This window comes from Pseudoalteromonas sp. S327, from assembly GCF_005886415.1.
Taxonomy (GTDB): Bacteria; Pseudomonadota; Gammaproteobacteria; order Enterobacterales; family Alteromonadaceae; genus Pseudoalteromonas; species Pseudoalteromonas atlantica.
Window position 1 is genome coordinate 97,215 of sequence record NZ_PNDP01000032.1, and the last position, 17,900, is coordinate 115,114.

14 protein-coding genes are annotated in these 17,900 nt (G+C 41.1%); 5 read left to right on the forward strand and 9 right to left on the reverse strand.

Annotated features, from left to right (window positions below; all coding sequences use genetic code 11):
- Nucleotides 1–81: 81 nt before the first annotated feature.
- From CWB60_RS10125 to CWB60_RS10150, 6 genes are all read right to left on the reverse strand, one after another.
- Complete coding sequence (locus tag CWB60_RS10125; RefSeq protein ID WP_138576989.1) at nt 82–1,755, reverse strand: EAL domain-containing protein; 1,674 nt, start codon at nt 1,753–1,755, stop codon at nt 82–84.
- A 145-nt stretch (nt 1,756–1,900) separates the two neighbouring features.
- Nucleotides 1,901–2,317 (reverse strand): arsenate reductase (glutaredoxin), encoded by a 417-nt coding sequence (arsC, locus tag CWB60_RS10130; RefSeq protein WP_138576987.1) that lies wholly within the window; start codon nt 2,315–2,317, stop codon nt 1,901–1,903.
- Nucleotides 2,318–2,326: 9 nt separating this feature from the next.
- Nucleotides 2,327–3,343, reverse strand: coding sequence for an ACR3 family arsenite efflux transporter (gene arsB / locus CWB60_RS10135; RefSeq protein ID WP_138576985.1), 1,017 nt, complete (start codon nt 3,341–3,343; stop codon nt 2,327–2,329).
- 9 nt (nt 3,344–3,352) lie between these two features.
- Nucleotides 3,353–4,075: an arsenical resistance protein ArsH gene (gene arsH / locus CWB60_RS10140; protein ID WP_024032512.1), complete on the reverse strand. Its 723-nt coding sequence runs from the start codon at nt 4,073–4,075 to the stop codon at nt 3,353–3,355.
- 169 nt (nt 4,076–4,244) lie between these two features.
- The gene (locus CWB60_RS10145; protein WP_138576983.1) at nt 4,245–6,971 is read right to left on the reverse strand and encodes a response regulator; all 2,727 of its coding nucleotides are present in this window, start codon (nt 6,969–6,971) and stop codon (nt 4,245–4,247) included.
- Between the two features lie 170 nt (nt 6,972–7,141).
- A complete protein-coding gene (locus CWB60_RS10150) occupies nt 7,142–8,053 on the reverse strand; it encodes a LysR family transcriptional regulator (protein ID WP_138576981.1) in 912 nt (303 codons plus the stop codon).
- 138 nt (nt 8,054–8,191) lie between these two features.
- Here CWB60_RS10150 and CWB60_RS10155 point away from each other — a divergent pair, with 138 nt between their 5' ends.
- From CWB60_RS10155 to CWB60_RS10170, 4 genes are all read left to right on the forward strand, one after another.
- A complete protein-coding gene (locus tag CWB60_RS10155) occupies nt 8,192–9,364 on the forward strand; it encodes an MFS transporter (RefSeq protein WP_138576979.1) in 1,173 nt (390 codons plus the stop codon).
- 69 nt (nt 9,365–9,433) lie between these two features.
- Nucleotides 9,434–10,573, forward strand: a complete 1,140-nt coding sequence (locus CWB60_RS10160) for an MFS transporter (RefSeq protein WP_054982918.1) — start codon at nt 9,434–9,436, stop codon at nt 10,571–10,573.
- 11 nt (nt 10,574–10,584) lie between these two features.
- Nucleotides 10,585–11,118, forward strand: a complete 534-nt coding sequence (locus tag CWB60_RS10165; protein WP_138576977.1) for a redoxin domain-containing protein — start codon at nt 10,585–10,587, stop codon at nt 11,116–11,118.
- Nucleotides 11,119–11,181: 63 nt separating this feature from the next.
- A complete protein-coding gene (locus CWB60_RS10170) occupies nt 11,182–11,592 on the forward strand; it encodes a hypothetical protein (protein WP_138576975.1) in 411 nt (136 codons plus the stop codon).
- A 121-nt stretch (nt 11,593–11,713) separates the two neighbouring features.
- On the opposite strand, the gene ssb is transcribed toward CWB60_RS10170, so the two are convergent.
- Together ssb and CWB60_RS10180 are read right to left on the reverse strand one after the other, a co-directional pair.
- On the reverse strand, nt 11,714–12,418 hold the full coding sequence (ssb, locus tag CWB60_RS10175; protein WP_024032519.1) for a single-stranded DNA-binding protein: 705 nt from the start codon (nt 12,416–12,418) through the stop codon (nt 11,714–11,716).
- Nucleotides 12,419–12,438: 20 nt separating this feature from the next.
- Nucleotides 12,439–13,806 carry an MFS transporter gene (locus tag CWB60_RS10180; protein ID WP_024032520.1) on the reverse strand — a complete coding sequence of 456 codons (1,368 nt, stop codon included), beginning with the start codon at nt 13,804–13,806 and terminating at the stop codon, nt 12,439–12,441.
- A 164-nt stretch (nt 13,807–13,970) separates the two neighbouring features.
- Here CWB60_RS10180 and uvrA point away from each other — a divergent pair, with 164 nt between their 5' ends.
- Entirely contained in the window at nt 13,971–16,790 is a 2,820-nt protein-coding gene (gene uvrA / locus CWB60_RS10185; protein WP_054982959.1) for an excinuclease ABC subunit UvrA, read from the forward strand.
- Nucleotides 16,791–16,877: 87 nt separating this feature from the next.
- Here uvrA and trpS read toward each other — a convergent pair whose 3' ends face one another.
- Nucleotides 16,878–17,882, reverse strand: a complete 1,005-nt coding sequence (gene trpS, locus CWB60_RS10190; protein ID WP_029771853.1) for a tryptophan--tRNA ligase — start codon at nt 17,880–17,882, stop codon at nt 16,878–16,880.
- Nucleotides 17,883–17,900 lie beyond the last annotated feature (18 nt).

The following is a 17,900-nucleotide window of genomic DNA, read 5'->3' on the forward strand; positions in this document are numbered from 1 at the left end:
CAGTGTGTAACCTAGTGAGCTCTACAACCACTGCTAGAGTGGCCCTTTTGGCTGCGCTTAGCTTAAAAGGATTAACTGGCCTTAGTAAAACGTGGCATGTGTGTATTCTTGCAAGGGCTCAGAAAAGTAAAAACCTTGTGCGGCAACTACGCCTAGTTTAGCCAACATAAGTAGCTCTTTTTGGGTTTCTACACCCACCGCGTACACAGGTATATTGAGCAACTTGCTTTGCGCCACAATGTTTTTAACTTGTTTTTGCTGTTGTGTTTTTTCATCCACATTATGAACAAGCGGATACCCTAGTTTAATACCGCTAACTAATTTTTGAGAAGCAATTTGGTTAATGTGCTCCACATTCTGTACATTATCAATCACCAGCAAACTTTGTAGGGCCGTCAGTTTTTCAAAGGCACCTGCTAGTTGCGCTTGGTACTTAATAAAGTCTGCTTCGCTAATTTCAAACTGTAATTTTCGCTTTGTCGTAAAATCTTTCATATTGGTGACAAACCAGCTCCAAAACTGCTCGTTAAACCAATTACTTATATGCAAATTAACGCTCACCGTTAGAGCACTAGGCTCAGCTAAAATAAGCTTTTTAACTTGAAGTAGCACCGCTTTATCTAACTCAAATGCTTGGTGATTGTTAAAGTCTTGATTAATAAAGTAACGCGCAGCTAATAAACCGTGCGGTTGCTGCCTAATTCTTATTAGCACTTCATGTTGTACAATATCGCCGCTGGTGATCATAAATAACGGTTGAAAGAATAAGATAAATTTATTCTTTTTAATATTTTCAATAACCTGCTTACTTGAAATTAAGTTCCCTTGCTCGTGCTGTAACGCGAGCCTATGCCAGTGCTGAATTAAGCTTTTTTCTGAAAATACTAAGGCCGACTTAGCGAGTTTAAAAATAACGGGTTGCTCAGTCGCATATCGATAATCGCACAGTCCAACCTTTATGTTTTTACGCGTTACTGTGCTTCGATAACGCTTACAAATTTGATAAACGCATTCGTGTAGGCTTTCACTGTATGTATCTAGCTTTGCTACGGGGATATTATTTAAAGTAATAGCAAGGTTGTTAGCATCAAATACATTAACTGATACTGCAGGAAGCTCTTTAAAATATTTTGCTATCAATACCTTAAAGCTTGCTTGGGTATCGGTATTTTCATCAAACACACAATCACATTTCACTATGGCAAATAAGCTATGTCGCGCTGCACTAACACCGTACATAGACTTTACTTCGCAGTTTAATGTGGTGATTTGCGTAGAAAGTTTTTTTGCAGCTTTAGTTTTGCTGGAAGGCAATGGCAGGTTCGCTGCCGGTTTTGTTACTAATACTTTCCACCATCTAACCCACCAGCTAGTGGCACCTAATATAATGATATTTAATAGTAAAAATAAGTAAGCTTGCTCCACCCAGGCAGGCCAGTGGTATAAACTTATGCTGAGCGTTTTATAGCTAAATACATCGTGCTGTATATCAACTAAGTATTTGAAGTGTTCGGCATTTGAGTGTGCAGCCAGCATAAAGCCCTTACTTTGCACCAATGCCTGCACTATTTCTTTATCGGCATTGGCATTAATTTGCAGCTCAAAAATTTGCTGCGTTAACTGCTGACCATTTTTATGAATTTTTTTATGGAGCGTATCATTTAAAAGCACATTAAAAATAATTACCATCAGCGTGAAACTGGTTAAGTAAATTATTTTTTTTTGCTTAGCAATTTTTATTAAGGCTTTATGCATAGTGCTCTCTGTGGCAACGCGACTATTTAAAGTGTTGTTCAAAATAGTCATTAGCACAAGCAGGCAAAGCAAGTTTAAATGTTTATAATTTTGCTAAACAAAAAAAACCCGTGTAAACGGGGTTTTGGCAAATAGTTTATTACTTTTAGGGTTGCTCGCCCTGCGCGTTTAATATCATTTCGCCGTCTTCTTTGTATAGCTCACCTTTAGGCCATTGTGCTAATAGCGTTAAAACTTGCTCACTAGGGCGGCACAGTTTAACCCCTTTTTCGGTGCACACTATAGGTCTATTAACCAATATAGGGTGCTCAAGCATGGCCTCTAAAATAGCTTCATCTGTTACGTTTTCATTTAACAAGCCTAGTTCTTCAGCAGGCGATTTACTCACTCTCAACGCTGTTTTTGGTGTTAAGTTTGCTGCGGCAAATAACGCTAACAATTGAGGTTCTGTCCAGCCCTCTTTAAGGTATTCAATAACCGTTGGGTTATAGCCAGCGGCTTTAATAATCTGCAATACATTGCGCGATGTACCACAATCAGGGTTATGATGAATAACGACCATGACACTCTCCTAGTTAAACCAATGACGCGTTTTGTTAGCAAAATAAACTAAGCTAAGCATAACAGGTACTTCAACAAGAACGCCCACAACGGTGGCAAGCGCAGCACCAGAGTGTAAACCAAATAATGAAATGGCTACGGCAACAGCGAGTTCAAAAAAGTTAGAAGTTGCAATCATGCAAGCTGGAGCTGCAATATTATGAGCTAGGCCCATTTTTTTTGCGGCTATATAGGCTATTGCAAAAATACCGTACGTTTGAATAAGCAGCGGAATAGCAATCAATACAATGGCTTCTGGGTTATCTATTAATGTTTGAGACTGAAAACCAAATAAAAGTGCCACCGTTGCCAGTAAGCCAATTATAGAATACGGTTTCATTACCTTTAAAAAGTGATTTAACCGTGTGTGATCTTCACCCTTATCTAACTTTTTGCGGGTAATAGCGCCTGCTATTAATGGAATAAGTACATACAAAACCACCGAGAGTAATAACGTGTCCCACGGTACCGTTATGTCTGTTACCCCTAGTAATAAACCTGCGATGGGCGCAAAGGCAAAAATCATAATAATATCGTTGATAGATACCTGCACTAACGTGTAATTAGCGTCGCCTTTTGTTAATTGACTCCACACAAACACCATTGCAGTACATGGTGCTACTCCTAATAAAATCATACCGGCTATGTATTCTGTTGCCGTTTGTGGGTCGACAAAGTCTGCAAAAATGCCTTTAAAAAATAACCACCCTAGTAAGGCCATGGTAAAGGGTTTTATGAGCCAGTTGATAACGACTGTCAGTACTAAGCCTTTAGGCTTTTTGCCTACATTTTTAATAGAGGAGAAGTCAATTTGCACCATCATTGGGTAAATCATAAACCAAATGAGTACAGCGATAACAATATTTACATGTGCATATTCTAAGCTTGCAACAACACTAAATACATCGGGTACGGTGTAACCGGCGACAATCCCTACCGCGATTGCCAGCGCAACCCACACCGATAAAAAGCGTTCAAATAACCCCACAGTAACCTCCTAAATGTCTTTTTGATTTACGCGTTTACTGAGCTGCTCTGCTGTTTCTACTCGCTCAGAGTATCTATCAACAAAGTAATCTTTTTGGTCGCGCATTAATAAGGTAAATTTTACGAGCTCTTCCATTACATCCACAATTCGATTGTAAAAAGCAGAAGGCTTCATTCGGCCATTCTCTTCAAATTCTAAAAACGCTTTAGGCACCGATGACTGATTAGGTATTGTTACCATGCGCATCCAGCGCCCTAATACGCGTAACTGATTAACCACATTAAATGACTGTGAACCACCACAAACCTGCAGCACAGCCAGCGTTTTACCTTGTGTAGGCCTTACGCCACCCAGGTTTAATGGAACCCAATCAATTTGGTTTTTAAATACACTCGTCATAGCACCGTGTCGCTCCGGCGAGCACCATACTTGCCCTTCAGACCAGAGCATTAAATCACGTAGCTCTTGCACCTTAGGGTGCGTCTCATCTTCACTATCTGTTATGGGTAAACCTTCAGGGTTAAATATTTTAACCTCAGCACCAAAGTGGGTTAGCAAGCGTGCACTTTCTTCTATAACTAACTTGCTATATGAGCGAGCTCTTAGCGATCCGTATAACAATAAAATTTTAGGTTTATGAGATGAAAACGTTAGCGTGAAATCCTTAACGGTAGGAGGAGTGCTTTGTGAAAGTTCTAAATTAGGTAGCTCGTGTTCAATTGATTTACTCATAATCCTTAACCTTGTAGTTCTATAGCGAACTAAATATATGAAAAAACGAATATATGAAATTTCACATATTAAAAGGTGTGAGTCAAACCCTATTTATATAAATTTTGCGTTTGGTTTTTTAACGTTGCAGGCGTTAAAGCCTGCTATTAAAGGTAGGTAATTGATAAGTTTATTTATTTAAGCAATTAAGTATTGTATCGCGTAATGTTTTAGCTTTTATTGGTTTAGCAACATGTGCATTCATACCAATAGATAGGTAGTGAGTAATATCATCTTTCATTACGTTTGCAGTTAACGCAATGATAGGCATAGAGGCAAGCGCAGTATTGCTGTCACTGCGTATTACTTTAGTCGCTTCTACACCGTCCATAATGGGCATATGAATATCCATTAAAATAATATCAAACGTTTCTAATTTTACGGTTTGTATGCATTCTAAACCATTTTCTACTACGTGCACCTGCGCCCCACTGGCGGCTAATATATCGGATACAATTAACCTGTTTATGGCGTTATCTTCCACAACGAGTATTTTTACCCCTTGCAGTGGCTTTTCGGTGGCAGGTTTATGGGTATTACTTGTAGAAGGGCTAACCACTTTGCTTTTCATCGCTTCAAATAATACGCTGGTAAGCACAGGCTTATGCAAAATAGTTTTAATGTTTATTTTTTTAGCTATGTCGTAAATTACGTCGTTTTTGCTTGCTGTAAGTACAATAATATTGTTGCAAAGCTGTGGGTTTACTTTGTAAATGCGGGTAAAAAACGTTTCACTGCTCATGGTCGGCATTTCACAATCAACAATAATAATTTTATAAGTGTTTATATTTTCTTTAATTATCTCTATTGCATCACTTGCCTGCGTGCAAGGCGTACAACGCAGTCCCATTGCACTAAGCTGACTTTTAATTAAGCTTAAATCATCTTCGTTATCATCTATTAGTAATACATCAAATGGTTCAGCAAATGATAACTGTGGGCTGTCTTCTATTAATGCTTGGGTGTTTACCTCAACGTTTATGGTAGCAATAAACTCACTGCCTTCACCTTGCGTACTGCTTACAGAAATATCGCCACCCATTGCTTGGCATAAACGTTTACTAATGGCTAAGCCTAACCCAGTTCCCCCGTATTTTCGGGTTGTAGAGCTGTCGGCCTGAGTAAATGATTCAAACAAGTTAGGTAAGCTTTTTGCATCAATACCAATGCCAGTGTCTTTAACACTAAAGCTTAAAACAGTACTTTTGGCGTCATTGGGGGCTTCTTCTGCGTCTATTTGCACCGAAACAGCCCCTTTAGAGGTAAACTTAATCGCATTAGAGCACAAGTTAATTAATACTTGGTTTATACGCACCACATCGCCAACTAAGTTATGTTTCACGTTATCGCTAATATTAATCTCAAACGCAATACCTTTACTCCGCGCCCTGTTTTCAAATGTGGTCGTTATATAATCGACAACCGCGTTTAACGAAAATGCAAAGGCCTCAAGTTTAATATTTCCTGACTCGATTTTTGAAAAATCTAAAATGTCATTAATAACCACAAGCAATTGGTCTGACGAGTACTTTATTTTTTCTAAATACTGTTTATCTTCTTCAGGTAAGTTTTTGCCCAATAAAATATTCGTCAGCCCTATAATGCCACTCATTGGGGTTCTGATCTCGTGACTCATATTGGCTAAAAATTCAGATTTTGACGAGGTAAGTTGCTCTGCTTCTTCTTTAGCTTGTAATAGCTCTTTAGTGCGTTGCTCTACACGCGATTCAAGTCGTAGCTTTTCTTCGTCAAGCGCATTTACAAGCTGAATGCGGCGGCGGTTTAACCGTAATACAAACACTAAAAAAGCGCTCAATACAAAAATAGTAATGGCAGCGCTGTAAATTAACACTTTATTTTGTTCAAAGTAACTCGGCTTGTAATAAGCAATAATCGATTTTTCTGGCAGGCTTTGCGGGGCAACATTATATTTTTTTAGCTGTCGCCAATCGTATTTATGAACACTTAAATTTTCATCGCTTATAGTAGGTAACACGTTATTTTCACTGTAAGAAATAATAGCTTCACCCACGCGTTTACCTATTTTCTCACCTGATAAAACATAACCACCCACTACACCTGAGCCCAATAAAACTTCCCAGTAGCTAAAAATGGGGGCGTTACTATGCTGAGCGAGTAAGCTGACGAGCTGATACGGGCTAATCGACTTATTTTCGTAATTTCTAAATATAGGGGTAAATAAAATAACGGCGTCTGAAGGTGCATTTTTTACTTTTGTCATCAGTTCAGCAGCCGGAAGATCAAACCATTGCTCAACTTCTAAATACGAAAAATCTTGGCTGATAAAATTAAACAGCCCTGTATAAAAGTTTCTACCTATTTCATTTTTAGTATCTAAGATGACTATGAGCTTTTTAGGTTTCATTAAATTAACCGCGCTGGCGGTTGCTTGCTTGTAGTCTAACTTAGCCTGCATTGAGGCATTATTTGTGTTGGCCGGTAGCCTAAACTGTTCGCCAGGTTCTAAATAAATTTTTGGCGTGCTAGTAAAAAAATCATTCAATTGCGATATTAACGTGGCAGCTGAGGGGGATTGCGTGACAATTATATCAATGTGCTTATTTTTATATTTTTGCTTAAGGTAGTCGCTCATTAATTGCGTTTGAGTGGCCTCATCAAAGCGCCCTACATCAATGTTTTCAACAAAAAGCTCATAGTCAAAAGTCCGTGTTGATAGCTCGCTATTTAAGCCCTCTTCAACACTTTTATGCCAAGGCATATGTTGGTTTGTAGAATTTATAAATAAGACATTGGTAATTTTAGAATCCGGTTGAGCGCTTACCGGCAAACTGGCAAATTGAAAAACAAGAAATAAAAATAAAATAATGGCTTTCATGTTTCTCATAGTTGCTTGAAGTAATTAGTACCACTAGAGTAGATGTTAATTAGTTACAAATCAATTAAATGAGATGTAAATTACAAAGGTGTTTTTGCGTTTTTGCGCATTTACGCCTCGCTAATTATTGCAGTGCATAAGTTAGCTAAAAGCGCTTTTATAAAGCCAACTCAATTACGCATGCTAAGCTGAATCTCTGCTTGGGCATCAAGTGCCATTTCTACAAACGCTTGCGTGGTAGCGCTGCTGTTAATTTGCTTGTATTGCAGCTGCAAATAAATTTGTGTGTCGACCTTTTCTAACTCTATAAAATGGCAACCCTCGCTATATAATTTACTTACACAATAAGGCGCTATAGCTAACCCTAAACCGGCGGCAACCTCTGTTACTAAGGTTTGCATATGCCTTGGCTGACTAATAATGTTAGGTGAAAAGCCAGCGCGCTTGCAACGAGTAATAATTTCATCAAACAACCCTAAGGCTTCGTCGCGATTAAAAAGAATAAATGGCTCATTTTTAAGGGTTTTCAAATCAATAGTTTGCACCGATGCAAAGGGATGGTTTTTGTTGACCACCGCTACGAGGCGGTCAACGTACATAGTTTCACTTATAAACTCATCGGCTATGGTGCTTGGTAACGGCCGAGAAAACGCGACATCTACCCGTTCGCTTTTAAGGGCCTCTATTTGCTCGGTCGCGGTCATTTCTAGCAAGGTAACGTGAACATTAGGAAACTGCGACTTATACGTTCGGATTAATTTGGCCAAAAATGTTAAACACGCAGAGCTTAAATACGCAATACTTAGCGAGCCTAACTGCCCGCTATCGACCAGTTTAACCTTATTTTTAGCCCGCTCTGTAAGCGCTAAAATTGCCGTGGCATCTTTAACTAACTGCTCTCCCGCTTGCGTGATCGACACCTCCCGAGAGTTACGGATAAACAAGCTAACACCTAGCTGCTCTTCTAACGAAGAAATATGGCGACTTATAGCGGGTTGAACAGTATGTAGCTCTTGAGCCGCTTCTGAAAAGCTCAGGTGCTTAGCCACTGCAATAAAACTTTTTAATATTTTTATATCCATGTGCGACTCAAATTTGCTCTGTGTGAGAGGTATAGCAGCAACTATACGTTATTTGTATAGATTCCATCAAATTTAAACATTTCTAACATCAAGCATCTCCCTCTATCATTCGCCTACCTTTTAATGTTGGAGAGCAAAATGACCCAGGTAACTCAAAGCGCCTCGTTAAGTCGCTTTATTTTATTGTTGATGACAACCGCCATTGCAGCAACCGCTGCAAACCTATATTACAGCCAGCCAATTTTACCTCTGATTGGTAACGAGTTTAATTTAACGGATTCACAACTTGGTAGCATTCCCGCATTTACTCAGTTTGGTTACGCTTTTGCCCTATTGTTTATTTCGCCGCTGGGGGATTCTATTGCGCGTCGGCGCTTAATAAGCATTTTATCGGGCTTACTGGTTATTGCATGTAGCTTTGCCGTATTTACACCTAACTTACCGCTGTTATTAATGTCGGTATTTTTAATAGGGATAAGTGCCAACATTACCCAGCAATTAATCCCTTTTGCGGCATCACTTGTATCTGCTGAAAATAAAGGGGCGACATTGGGCACCTTAATGATGGGTCTAACCATTGGTATTTTACTTTCACGCACGTTAAGCGGCTTTGTAGGAGAGCACTTTGGTTGGCGTGGCGTATTTGTTATGTCTGCAATATTAGCTGCGCTATTTGGTGTACTACTTAGGCTCTTTTTACCCCTAAATAAACCACAAACTAGCTTACGTTACTGGCCGCTACTTAAAAGTACAGTGGCGTTATTTAAACAGCACAAACCACTACAAGTGTTTACTTTAACTGGCGCGCTTTGGTTTGCTGCTTTTAATGTACTTTGGGCTACTTTAGCTATTTATGTCAGTGATGCACCTTTTAACTACAGTGCCCAAGAGGCCGGATTATTTGGCATCATCGCATTAGCTGGCGTAATAGGGGCTAAGTCTTCGGGTAAGTGGGTCAATGCGCTGGGCTCTAAAAAATTAGTCATGATAGTACTCACACTTGCCGCAATTGGTTTTGCTATTACAGGCGTTTTTTTAGGAAACCTAATAGCCCTAATTATCGGTATTATTTTAATCGACTTCGCTATTTTTAGCGCACAAGTAGCCAATCAAGTCCGCGTATTTAGCATAGACCCAAGCGCACAAAGCCGTATTAATGGTGTTTACATGCTTGGCTACTACTTAGGCGGCGCCTTTGGCTCAATTATTGGTGTGAAAGCCTTTGCTTTGTACCAGTGGCCTGGCGTAGTCGTCCTTAGTGTAGTGTTAATTACCATCAGCGCTGCTTTTAACTCTCTCGCAAAAAAATAACCGCCATTAACTCCTTGCAACTAAGCGTAAGTCCCCCTTAGTTGCCTCATTTAAAAACAGAGAATACTTATGAATAAACTCAATAACGCAGGAAGCTACACTTTGCTGTGTATAGCTTGCTTAACAATCATGGTGGGTGCATTGGTTGCACCTGGTTTAATCAGTATATCAACAGCCCTAAATGTTGCTGACAGTGCGGTATTTTTAGTGACCTTACCGGCTTTAGGGGCTGTTATATTTGCGCCTATTGCAGGTAAATTAATTGATAAATATGGCGCTTACCGTTCATTAATTATTGGCTTATTTTTATACGGCTTTTTAGGTGCAAGCGTGTATTGGTTGCAAGGGCCGTTGTTGGTTTTTGCTAACCGTATTTTGCTTGGCGGTGTTACCTCAATTGTTATGGCCGGTTGTACCGTTTTAATATCACAGTGGTACTTTGGTAAAGCGCGCCTAGGCATGCTTGCTAAGCAAGGTATGGCAATAGAGCTCGGTGGCGTTATATTTCTATTTATAGGTGGCCTACTTGCTGTGCAGCATTGGGCTTTACCATTATCGTTGTACCTTATTTCTTGGGTATTTTTAGCCATGTTGCTACTTTTTGTGCCGCGTAATCACCCTCAAGCACAAGAGGCACAAGCAATACAAGAGCACGTAATATCAAATAAAGGCTTATCTCTTAAGCATGTGTATTCGCTGGCTGTGCTTGCAATGGTCACGTTTTTTAGCGCAATTGTTTTACTGCCCAGCACAATGCATGCGCAAAATTATAATGAAGAACAAGTAGGGTTTTTACTCTCTTTCATCTCGTTAGTGGCTGTTGTTGGGGCACATTTTATGCCTCAGTTAACTAAAAAAATGGGCGAGCAAAAAGTACTTGCGCTGGCATTTATAGGCTATGGGGCATCATTTGCTTTCTTTTTACAAACGGGTACAGCGTTATTGGTAATAGGCGCTGTGTTTAGCGGTATTGGCTTTGGTTTTAGCATCCCACTATTAAACCATATGACCGTAGAGCGTAGCGCAGCCTCTGTTCGCGGTCGTAACCTCTCTTATTTCACAATGGCTGTTTTTTCTGGGCAATTTCTAACATCGTTTGTTGAATATATCCCCGGAGGCACTCGCAATATTTTTATTAGCTGTATCAGCTTATGTGCACTCATTGCGCTGTACTTATTTGTTAAAAAAAATCATTCACAATCAGTATAAAAGAGGTTTTTATGTCAGAGTCATTTAAATTAATAGCCGGTAATTCATTTCCAACAGTTACTGCACACTTGCTCGATGGGACAACCGCAGATCTAAGTAAGCCGCACGCTGGCGCCGAGTGGCAAATGCTCGTGGTATACAGAGGCAAGCATTGCCCGCTTTGTATGCGTTACTTAAATTTACTAGAAGCGCAATTACCCGCATTAAAGGCGCTTGGGGTGAGCGTTTGTGCCGTTTCAGCAGATACCCGCGCACAGCTAACACAAAGCATGGACACGCTCGCGATTAGCTTTCCTATTGCGTATGGATTAACACAGCAGCAAATGAAACAACTTGGGCTGTATATTTCCTCACCTCGCTCTGAGCAAGAAACCGATCACAACTTTGCAGAGCCCGCGATATTTGTCGTAAATAAGCAAGGGATATTGCAAGCTGTAAATATTTCTAATGCCCCGTATTTACGCCCTGAATTAGACGTGGTTGTAAGAGGCTTAAAGTTTATTAAAGAGCAAAATAACTACCCTATTCGCGGCACTGTTGTGTAACCATTTAAATTGCAGCCGTGGCGTTTATTACCTTACGGCTGCTTTATTAAGGCATAAGCTTTCATGAAAAACTTATTTAGTAATCTTTTAAATTTAGCCAGCGCGCTTTTTATATTTAAGTTTGCCCTGCCAAAGTTATTAGCAGCGCAAGTAAGCGTTAAAACGTTTAGCTACTTTGCGCAGGTACTGCCCGTTAACGCTAAAATTTATATGTATAGCGTTGGTTTACTGGAGTTGGTAGTGGGTTTAATGATGCTTGCTCTTTTGTTTATTAAAAATGAAAAGCAAAAAGCACTGTTTACCTATGTTGCGTATGTTTTATTGGCGGGTACGTTAATTGGGGCGCTGTTACATGAATATTTTGTTCGGCCCGAGCCAATTGCTCAGTTAGTGACTTACTCAGGCTGCTTTTTAGTTATATGTGCTATTCAATTTTTAGCCTATAAAAAAGCGCTAATAGCGCGTTTTGAGTGACTTTAAGGCGTTACACGGTAGATAGACACTGCACCTTTTGTACTAAAACGTGTTGTTACAAAAAAGCCGCTTAGTAGCGGCTTTCTAAAAATTTTTTCAACATTTTGTTTTTTGTCTTAGGTCAAAACGGAATGTCGTCATCAAAATCTATTGTTGGTTCCATAGGATTTGATGCACCGCCCTGAGGGGCGTTTTGCGGCTTAGGTGCAAAACCACCTTGCTGCTGTGGCGCATTACTTTGCCCAGGAGCAAAGCCACTGTTGTTTGATTGTTGGTATTGGTTATTTTGCTGTGGAGCAGGTGCTGCAGCTGGCCGTTGTGCTGGTGCAGCTTGTTGCTGTGGTGCATAACCACCTTGCTGGCTGTTTTGAGCTTGGTTGTTTTGTCCATAGCCACCGCCTTGTTGATTATTTTGGTAACCGCCACCTTGTTGGCCGCCTTGATTACCTTGATAACCACCACCTTGCTGATCGCCACCGCGAGCACCTAGCATTTGCATTTGACCCGTAAAGCCATCAACAACGATTTCTGTTGTGTATTTTTCTTGGCCTTGTTGGTCGGTCCATTTACGTGTTTGAAGTTTACCTTCAACGTAAATTTGCGAGCCTTTACGGCAGTACTCACCAACAATTTCAGCTAGCTTGCCAAAAAATACTACACGGTGCCATTCAGTTTTATCAACCATTTGGCCAGTGTTTTTGTCTTTATAGCTGTCTGACGTTGCTAAGGTAATATTTGCTACACCATTGCCATTAGGCATGTAACGAACTTCAGGATCTTGTCCTAAATTACCAACCAAAATTACTTTGTTCACACCGCGTGCCATGGAACCATCTCCTATAAACGTTAGATTAAACCAGCTACTTTACGTGCTTGGTCTAGGTCAAATTCTTTATCATTAATCTTTAAATAGCTGCGGCTTTCGTCGCGTACTACTGTTGCTTCTATTACGCCAGGTAAAGCAACTAGCTGAGAAGCAAGTGCTTGAGCTTGCTCTTCAGAACTTAAATTGGTCATTAAACTAATAACTTTACTTTTCGGTGGGACTTGCATTTTCCACGCAATAATAAGCCATATTAACCCAACAAGTGCTGCTGCCGCAAACACAGCTTGCGTACTTGTAGTTTGGGCAACATAACCCCCTAAAATACCACCTAAAAAAGCTCCCAAAAACTGGCTAGACGAATACCCTCCCATAGCAGAACCTTTTTGGCTAGCGGGCGCAATACGCGATACAAGCGCAGGCATAGTGGCTTCTAAAAAATTAAATGCTACAAAATAAAGCAACATACAAATGGCAATGCCAACCACGCTATTCACCCAAATAGACATAGCAAACATACTAATAGAAAGCAGTGCTACTGAGCCAATAAACGCCTGTTTTTCTTTTTCTTTTTTAATGGCAATAATCATAATAGGGACCATTAAAATAAACGCTAACAGCAATACTGGAATATATAAATACCAATGGTGGTTTGCCACTAAGCCATCTTTTATTAGTTGGCTCGGCAGTACCACAAAAATAGTGGTTAGCGTTAAATGTAGCAGTAATACGCCTGCATTTAAGCGCGATAATTGTGGATGCTTAATAAGCTTTTTAATATCACTAAAGCTTGCCAAGGTATCGCCTTTGGGCGCTTTGTTTACTGCGTTTGGCACTAAAAATAAAATAATACCAATACCGAACACGGCAAGTATTGCTGTTAACCAAAATACCCCCGCGACACCCCACGACGCGGCAACAATAGGGCCAAGTAACATAGCAAAAGCAAAGCTCATGCCTATACTCATACCAATTACGGCCATTACTTTAGGGCGCTGTTCGTCGCGGCTTAGGTCGCTGGCAAAAGCAAGCAGCGCACTGGCTATAGCGCCCATACCTTGTAGTGCACGGCCCACTGTAACCATTTGAATAGATTCAGCAAGGGCTGCAATAACAGAGCCCAACGCAAACACAACTAAGCCACCAACAATTACTTTTTTACGGCCTATTTTATCTGACAAACGCCCCATAGGAATTTGCAGTACCGCTTGCGTTAAGCCATACGCGCCAATAGCAAATCCTATCCACATAGGCGAAAAACCATCAAGCGATTGGCCATAAATAGCCAATACAGGCATCAGCATAAACAAGCCGAGCATTCTAAATGCAAACACACTCGCCAGCGATACAGCGGCGCGCTTTTCTCGTGAATTAAGTGAAGATGCGGTCATTATCTGCGTATTCTTACGATATGAAAAATTTAGGCTGGGATTCTACCACAAGCTTGGCAATAATTAATCGCCTATAAGTAAGGATTTTTTTCGTTGATCATTGATTAATAATGTTTCGTATTATGCGATACTGGACAAATAATTTTGGTAATAAACGAGATAGCATGGAAAACATTGAAGTCCGAGGCGCCCGTACGCACAATTTAAAAGACATCAGCCTAACCATCCCACGTGATAAATTAATTGTTATCACAGGCCTATCTGGTTCGGGAAAGTCATCACTGGCATTTGATACTTTATATGCAGAAGGACAGCGTCGTTATGTTGAGTCACTTTCTGCCTACGCAAGGCAATTTTTATCGTTAATGGAAAAGCCCGACGTTGATCATATTGAAGGCCTCTCTCCCGCCATTTCTATTGAGCAAAAATCTACATCGCACAATCCTCGCTCAACAGTGGGTACCATTACCGAAATATACGATTACTTGCGTTTAATGTTTGCCCGCGTGGGCGAACCACGATGCCCAACCCACGACTTACCACTTGCAGCACAAACAATTAGCCAAATGGTTGATACCGTTTTAGCACTGCCAGAGGGCACTAAGCTGATGCTTTTAGCGCCAGTGGTTAAAGATCGTAAAGGTGAGCACGTTAAATTACTTGAGCAACTTGCAAGCCAAGGCTACATTCGCGCTCGTATAGACGGCGAAGTATGCGACTTATCAGATCCACCAACGCTTGAGCTTCATAAAAAACACACTATTGAAGTGGTGGTTGACCGCTTTAAAGTAAAAGATGGCCAACAGCAGCGTTTAGCAGAGTCGTTCGAAACCGCACTAGAGATGTCTGGCGGTGTGGCAAATGTAGCCTACATGGACGACAGCACGATAGAAGAAATGCTGTTCTCGGCAAATTTTGCCTGCCCCACCTGTGGCTACGCAATGACCGAATTAGAACCGCGCTTATTTTCGTTTAATAACCCTGCAGGTGCGTGTCAAAGCTGTGATGGTTTAGGCGTACGCCAATACTTTGATCCTAACCGTGTGGTACATAACCCAGAGCTCAGCCTTGCCGGTGGTGCTATTAAAGGATGGGATAAACGCAGCTTTTATTATTTTCAAATGCTACAGGCGGTCGCCGAGCACTATAACTTTGATTTAGATGTGCCATTTGAAAAGCTGGCTAAAGAATCGCAAAAAATTATTTTAGAAGGCTCAGGGCAAACAAAAATAGCCTTTAACTACCGTAACGATAGGGGCGATTTAATAACACGCAACCACGAGTTTGAAGGCGTGTTAAACAACATGAACCGTCGCTATCGCGAAACTGAGTCAAACTCGGTGCGTGAAGAGCTCGCTAAATATCAAACTAGCCAAGCGTGTCCTAGTTGTCATGGCTCGCGTTTACGCCAAGAAGCACGCCACGTATTTATAGGTCAAACAAACCTACCTGCTATTACGACTATGAGTATTGGCGAAGCGATGGACTTTTTTGAAGGGCTATCACTAACAGGGCAAAAAGCCCAAATAGCTGAAAAAATCCTGAAAGAAATTCGCGACCGCTTATCGTTTTTAATTAATGTAGGACTTAATTACTTATCGCTTGAGCGCAGTGCCGATACCCTCTCAGGTGGTGAAGCCCAGCGTATTCGTTTAGCCAGCCAAATAGGTGCGGGCCTTGTAGGCGTAATGTACGTACTGGATGAGCCATCAATTGGTTTACACCAGCGCGATAACGACCGTTTATTACAAACATTGGTGCATTTACGCGACTTAGGCAACACCGTGATTGTGGTTGAGCATGATGAAGATGCGATTCGCGCAGCCGATCATATTATTGATATTGGCCCAGGCGCGGGTGTGCACGGCGGCCATATTATTGCACAAGGTACACGTGACGATATTTTAGCCACTAAAGACTCAGTAACTGGCCAGTTTTTATCAGGCGTGCGCAAAATAGAAGTGCCACAAGAGCGTAACCCAACCAGCGACAAATGGCTTGAGCTATTTGGTGCCACAGGTAATAACCTAAAAAATGTAGACTTAAAAATTCCATTTGGCTTATTAACCTGTATTACAGGGGTATCAGGCTCAGGTAAATCAACGCTCATTAACGATACACTCTTTAAGCTTGCGCATACCGAGCTTAACGGCGCGACCACAGCAGAAGCCGCGCCTTACAAATCAATTAGTGGCCTTGATCATTTTGACAAAGTTATTGATATTGACCAAAGCCCAATTGGTCGCACACCGCGCTCAAACCCTGCAACCTACACAGGTATTTTTACCGGTATTCGTGAGTTATTTGCAGGTACACAAGAAGCCCGCTCTCGCGGCTATAAAGTAGGTCGCTTTAGCTTTAACGTGAAAGGCGGGCGCTGTGAAGCCTGCCAAGGGGATGGTGTAATTAAAGTAGAAATGCACTTTTTACCTGATGTATATGTACCGTGTGATGTATGTAAGGGCGCGCGCTATAACCGCGAAACCTTAGAAGTACAATACAAAGGTAAAAACATTCACCAAGTGCTCGAAATGACCGTTGAAGACGCGCACGACTACTTTGATAAAATACCTGCAATAGCGCGTAAACTTAAAACGCTAATGGACGTAGGTTTATCGTATATTCGCCTAGGACAAGCTGCTACCACGCTCTCTGGTGGTGAAGCACAACGTGTAAAACTGGCTCGTGAGCTTTCTAAACGCGATACAGGTAAAACACTGTATATACTTGATGAGCCAACAACCGGCCTTCACTTTGCCGATATTGAACAACTACTTGTGGTATTACATCGCCTGCGCGATCATGGTAATACCATTGTGGTAATTGAGCATAACTTAGATGTGGTTAAAACCGCAGACTGGGTGGTTGATTTAGGCCCTGAAGGGGGCGCTGGCGGCGGTGAAATACTCATTGCAGGCACGCCTGAAGAAGTAGCCGAATGTGAACGCTCGCATACTGGGCATTACCTAAAGCCATTGCTTTAAGATAGATAATAAAAAGTATTCATTAAAAGTCACAAAAATGCCGCTAAATTTAGCGGCATTTTTATTTGCTTATACTAGTAAAGCAATTTATGTACGAGGAATAAACCCTAGTGCATCGTAAACCGATTTAAGAGTTTTTTCTGCACGTACACTGGCTTTTTCTGCGCCTGATTTCATGATGCTATCAAGTAGGTTTTGATCTTCTCTGATCTCTTTAAAACGTGCTTGGATTGGCTCAATCATGCTAACAACTGCATCGGCTGTGTCTTTTTTCAGGTGGCCATACATTTTATCTTCGTACTCTGGCACTAAGTCTTCAATTGAGCGCTTAGTGGCTACGCTTAATAAAGTAAGTAAATTAGAAACGCCTGGCTTTTCAGTACGGTCAAAGTAAATACGCGCTTGCTCGTCTGAATCGGTTACTGCTTTTTTAAGCTTTTTCTCAATCTTTTTAGGCTCATCTAATAGCATGATGTAGCCATTAGGGTTTTCGTCAGACTTAGACATTTTTTTGAGCGGATCTTGAAGGCTCATTACGCGTGCGCCAAATTCAGGAATATATGGCTCTGGTAACTTAAATACGTCACCGTATAAATTATTAAAGCGTGTCGCTATATCACGCGTTAACTCTAAGTGCTGCTTTTGGTCATCCCCTACCGGTACTTGGTCAGCTTGATATAATAAAATATCCGCTGCTTGCAATACTGGGTACGAGAATAAACCGACGTTTACATTGTTAGCATGCTTAGATGACTTGTCTTTAAACTGAGTCATGCGGTTAAGCTCGCCCATTTGTGCGTAACAATTTAGCACCCATGCTAACTGCGCGTGTTCTGGCACTTGCGACTGTACAAATAAGGCCGATTTTTCAGGGTCTATGCCACATGCCGCATATAACGCTATACCATCTAATACACGAGAGCGAAGAAGTTCAGGCTCTTGGCGCACGGTAATCGCGTGTAAATCAACAAGCATAAAGAAACTTTCGTGGTCTTCCTGTAGCTTTAGCCACTGGTTAATAGCGCCAACATAGTTGCCTATTGTCATACCACCGGTTGGCTGAATGCCACTTAAAACTACTGGTTTACTCATGATTTTCCTTTAGTGTTT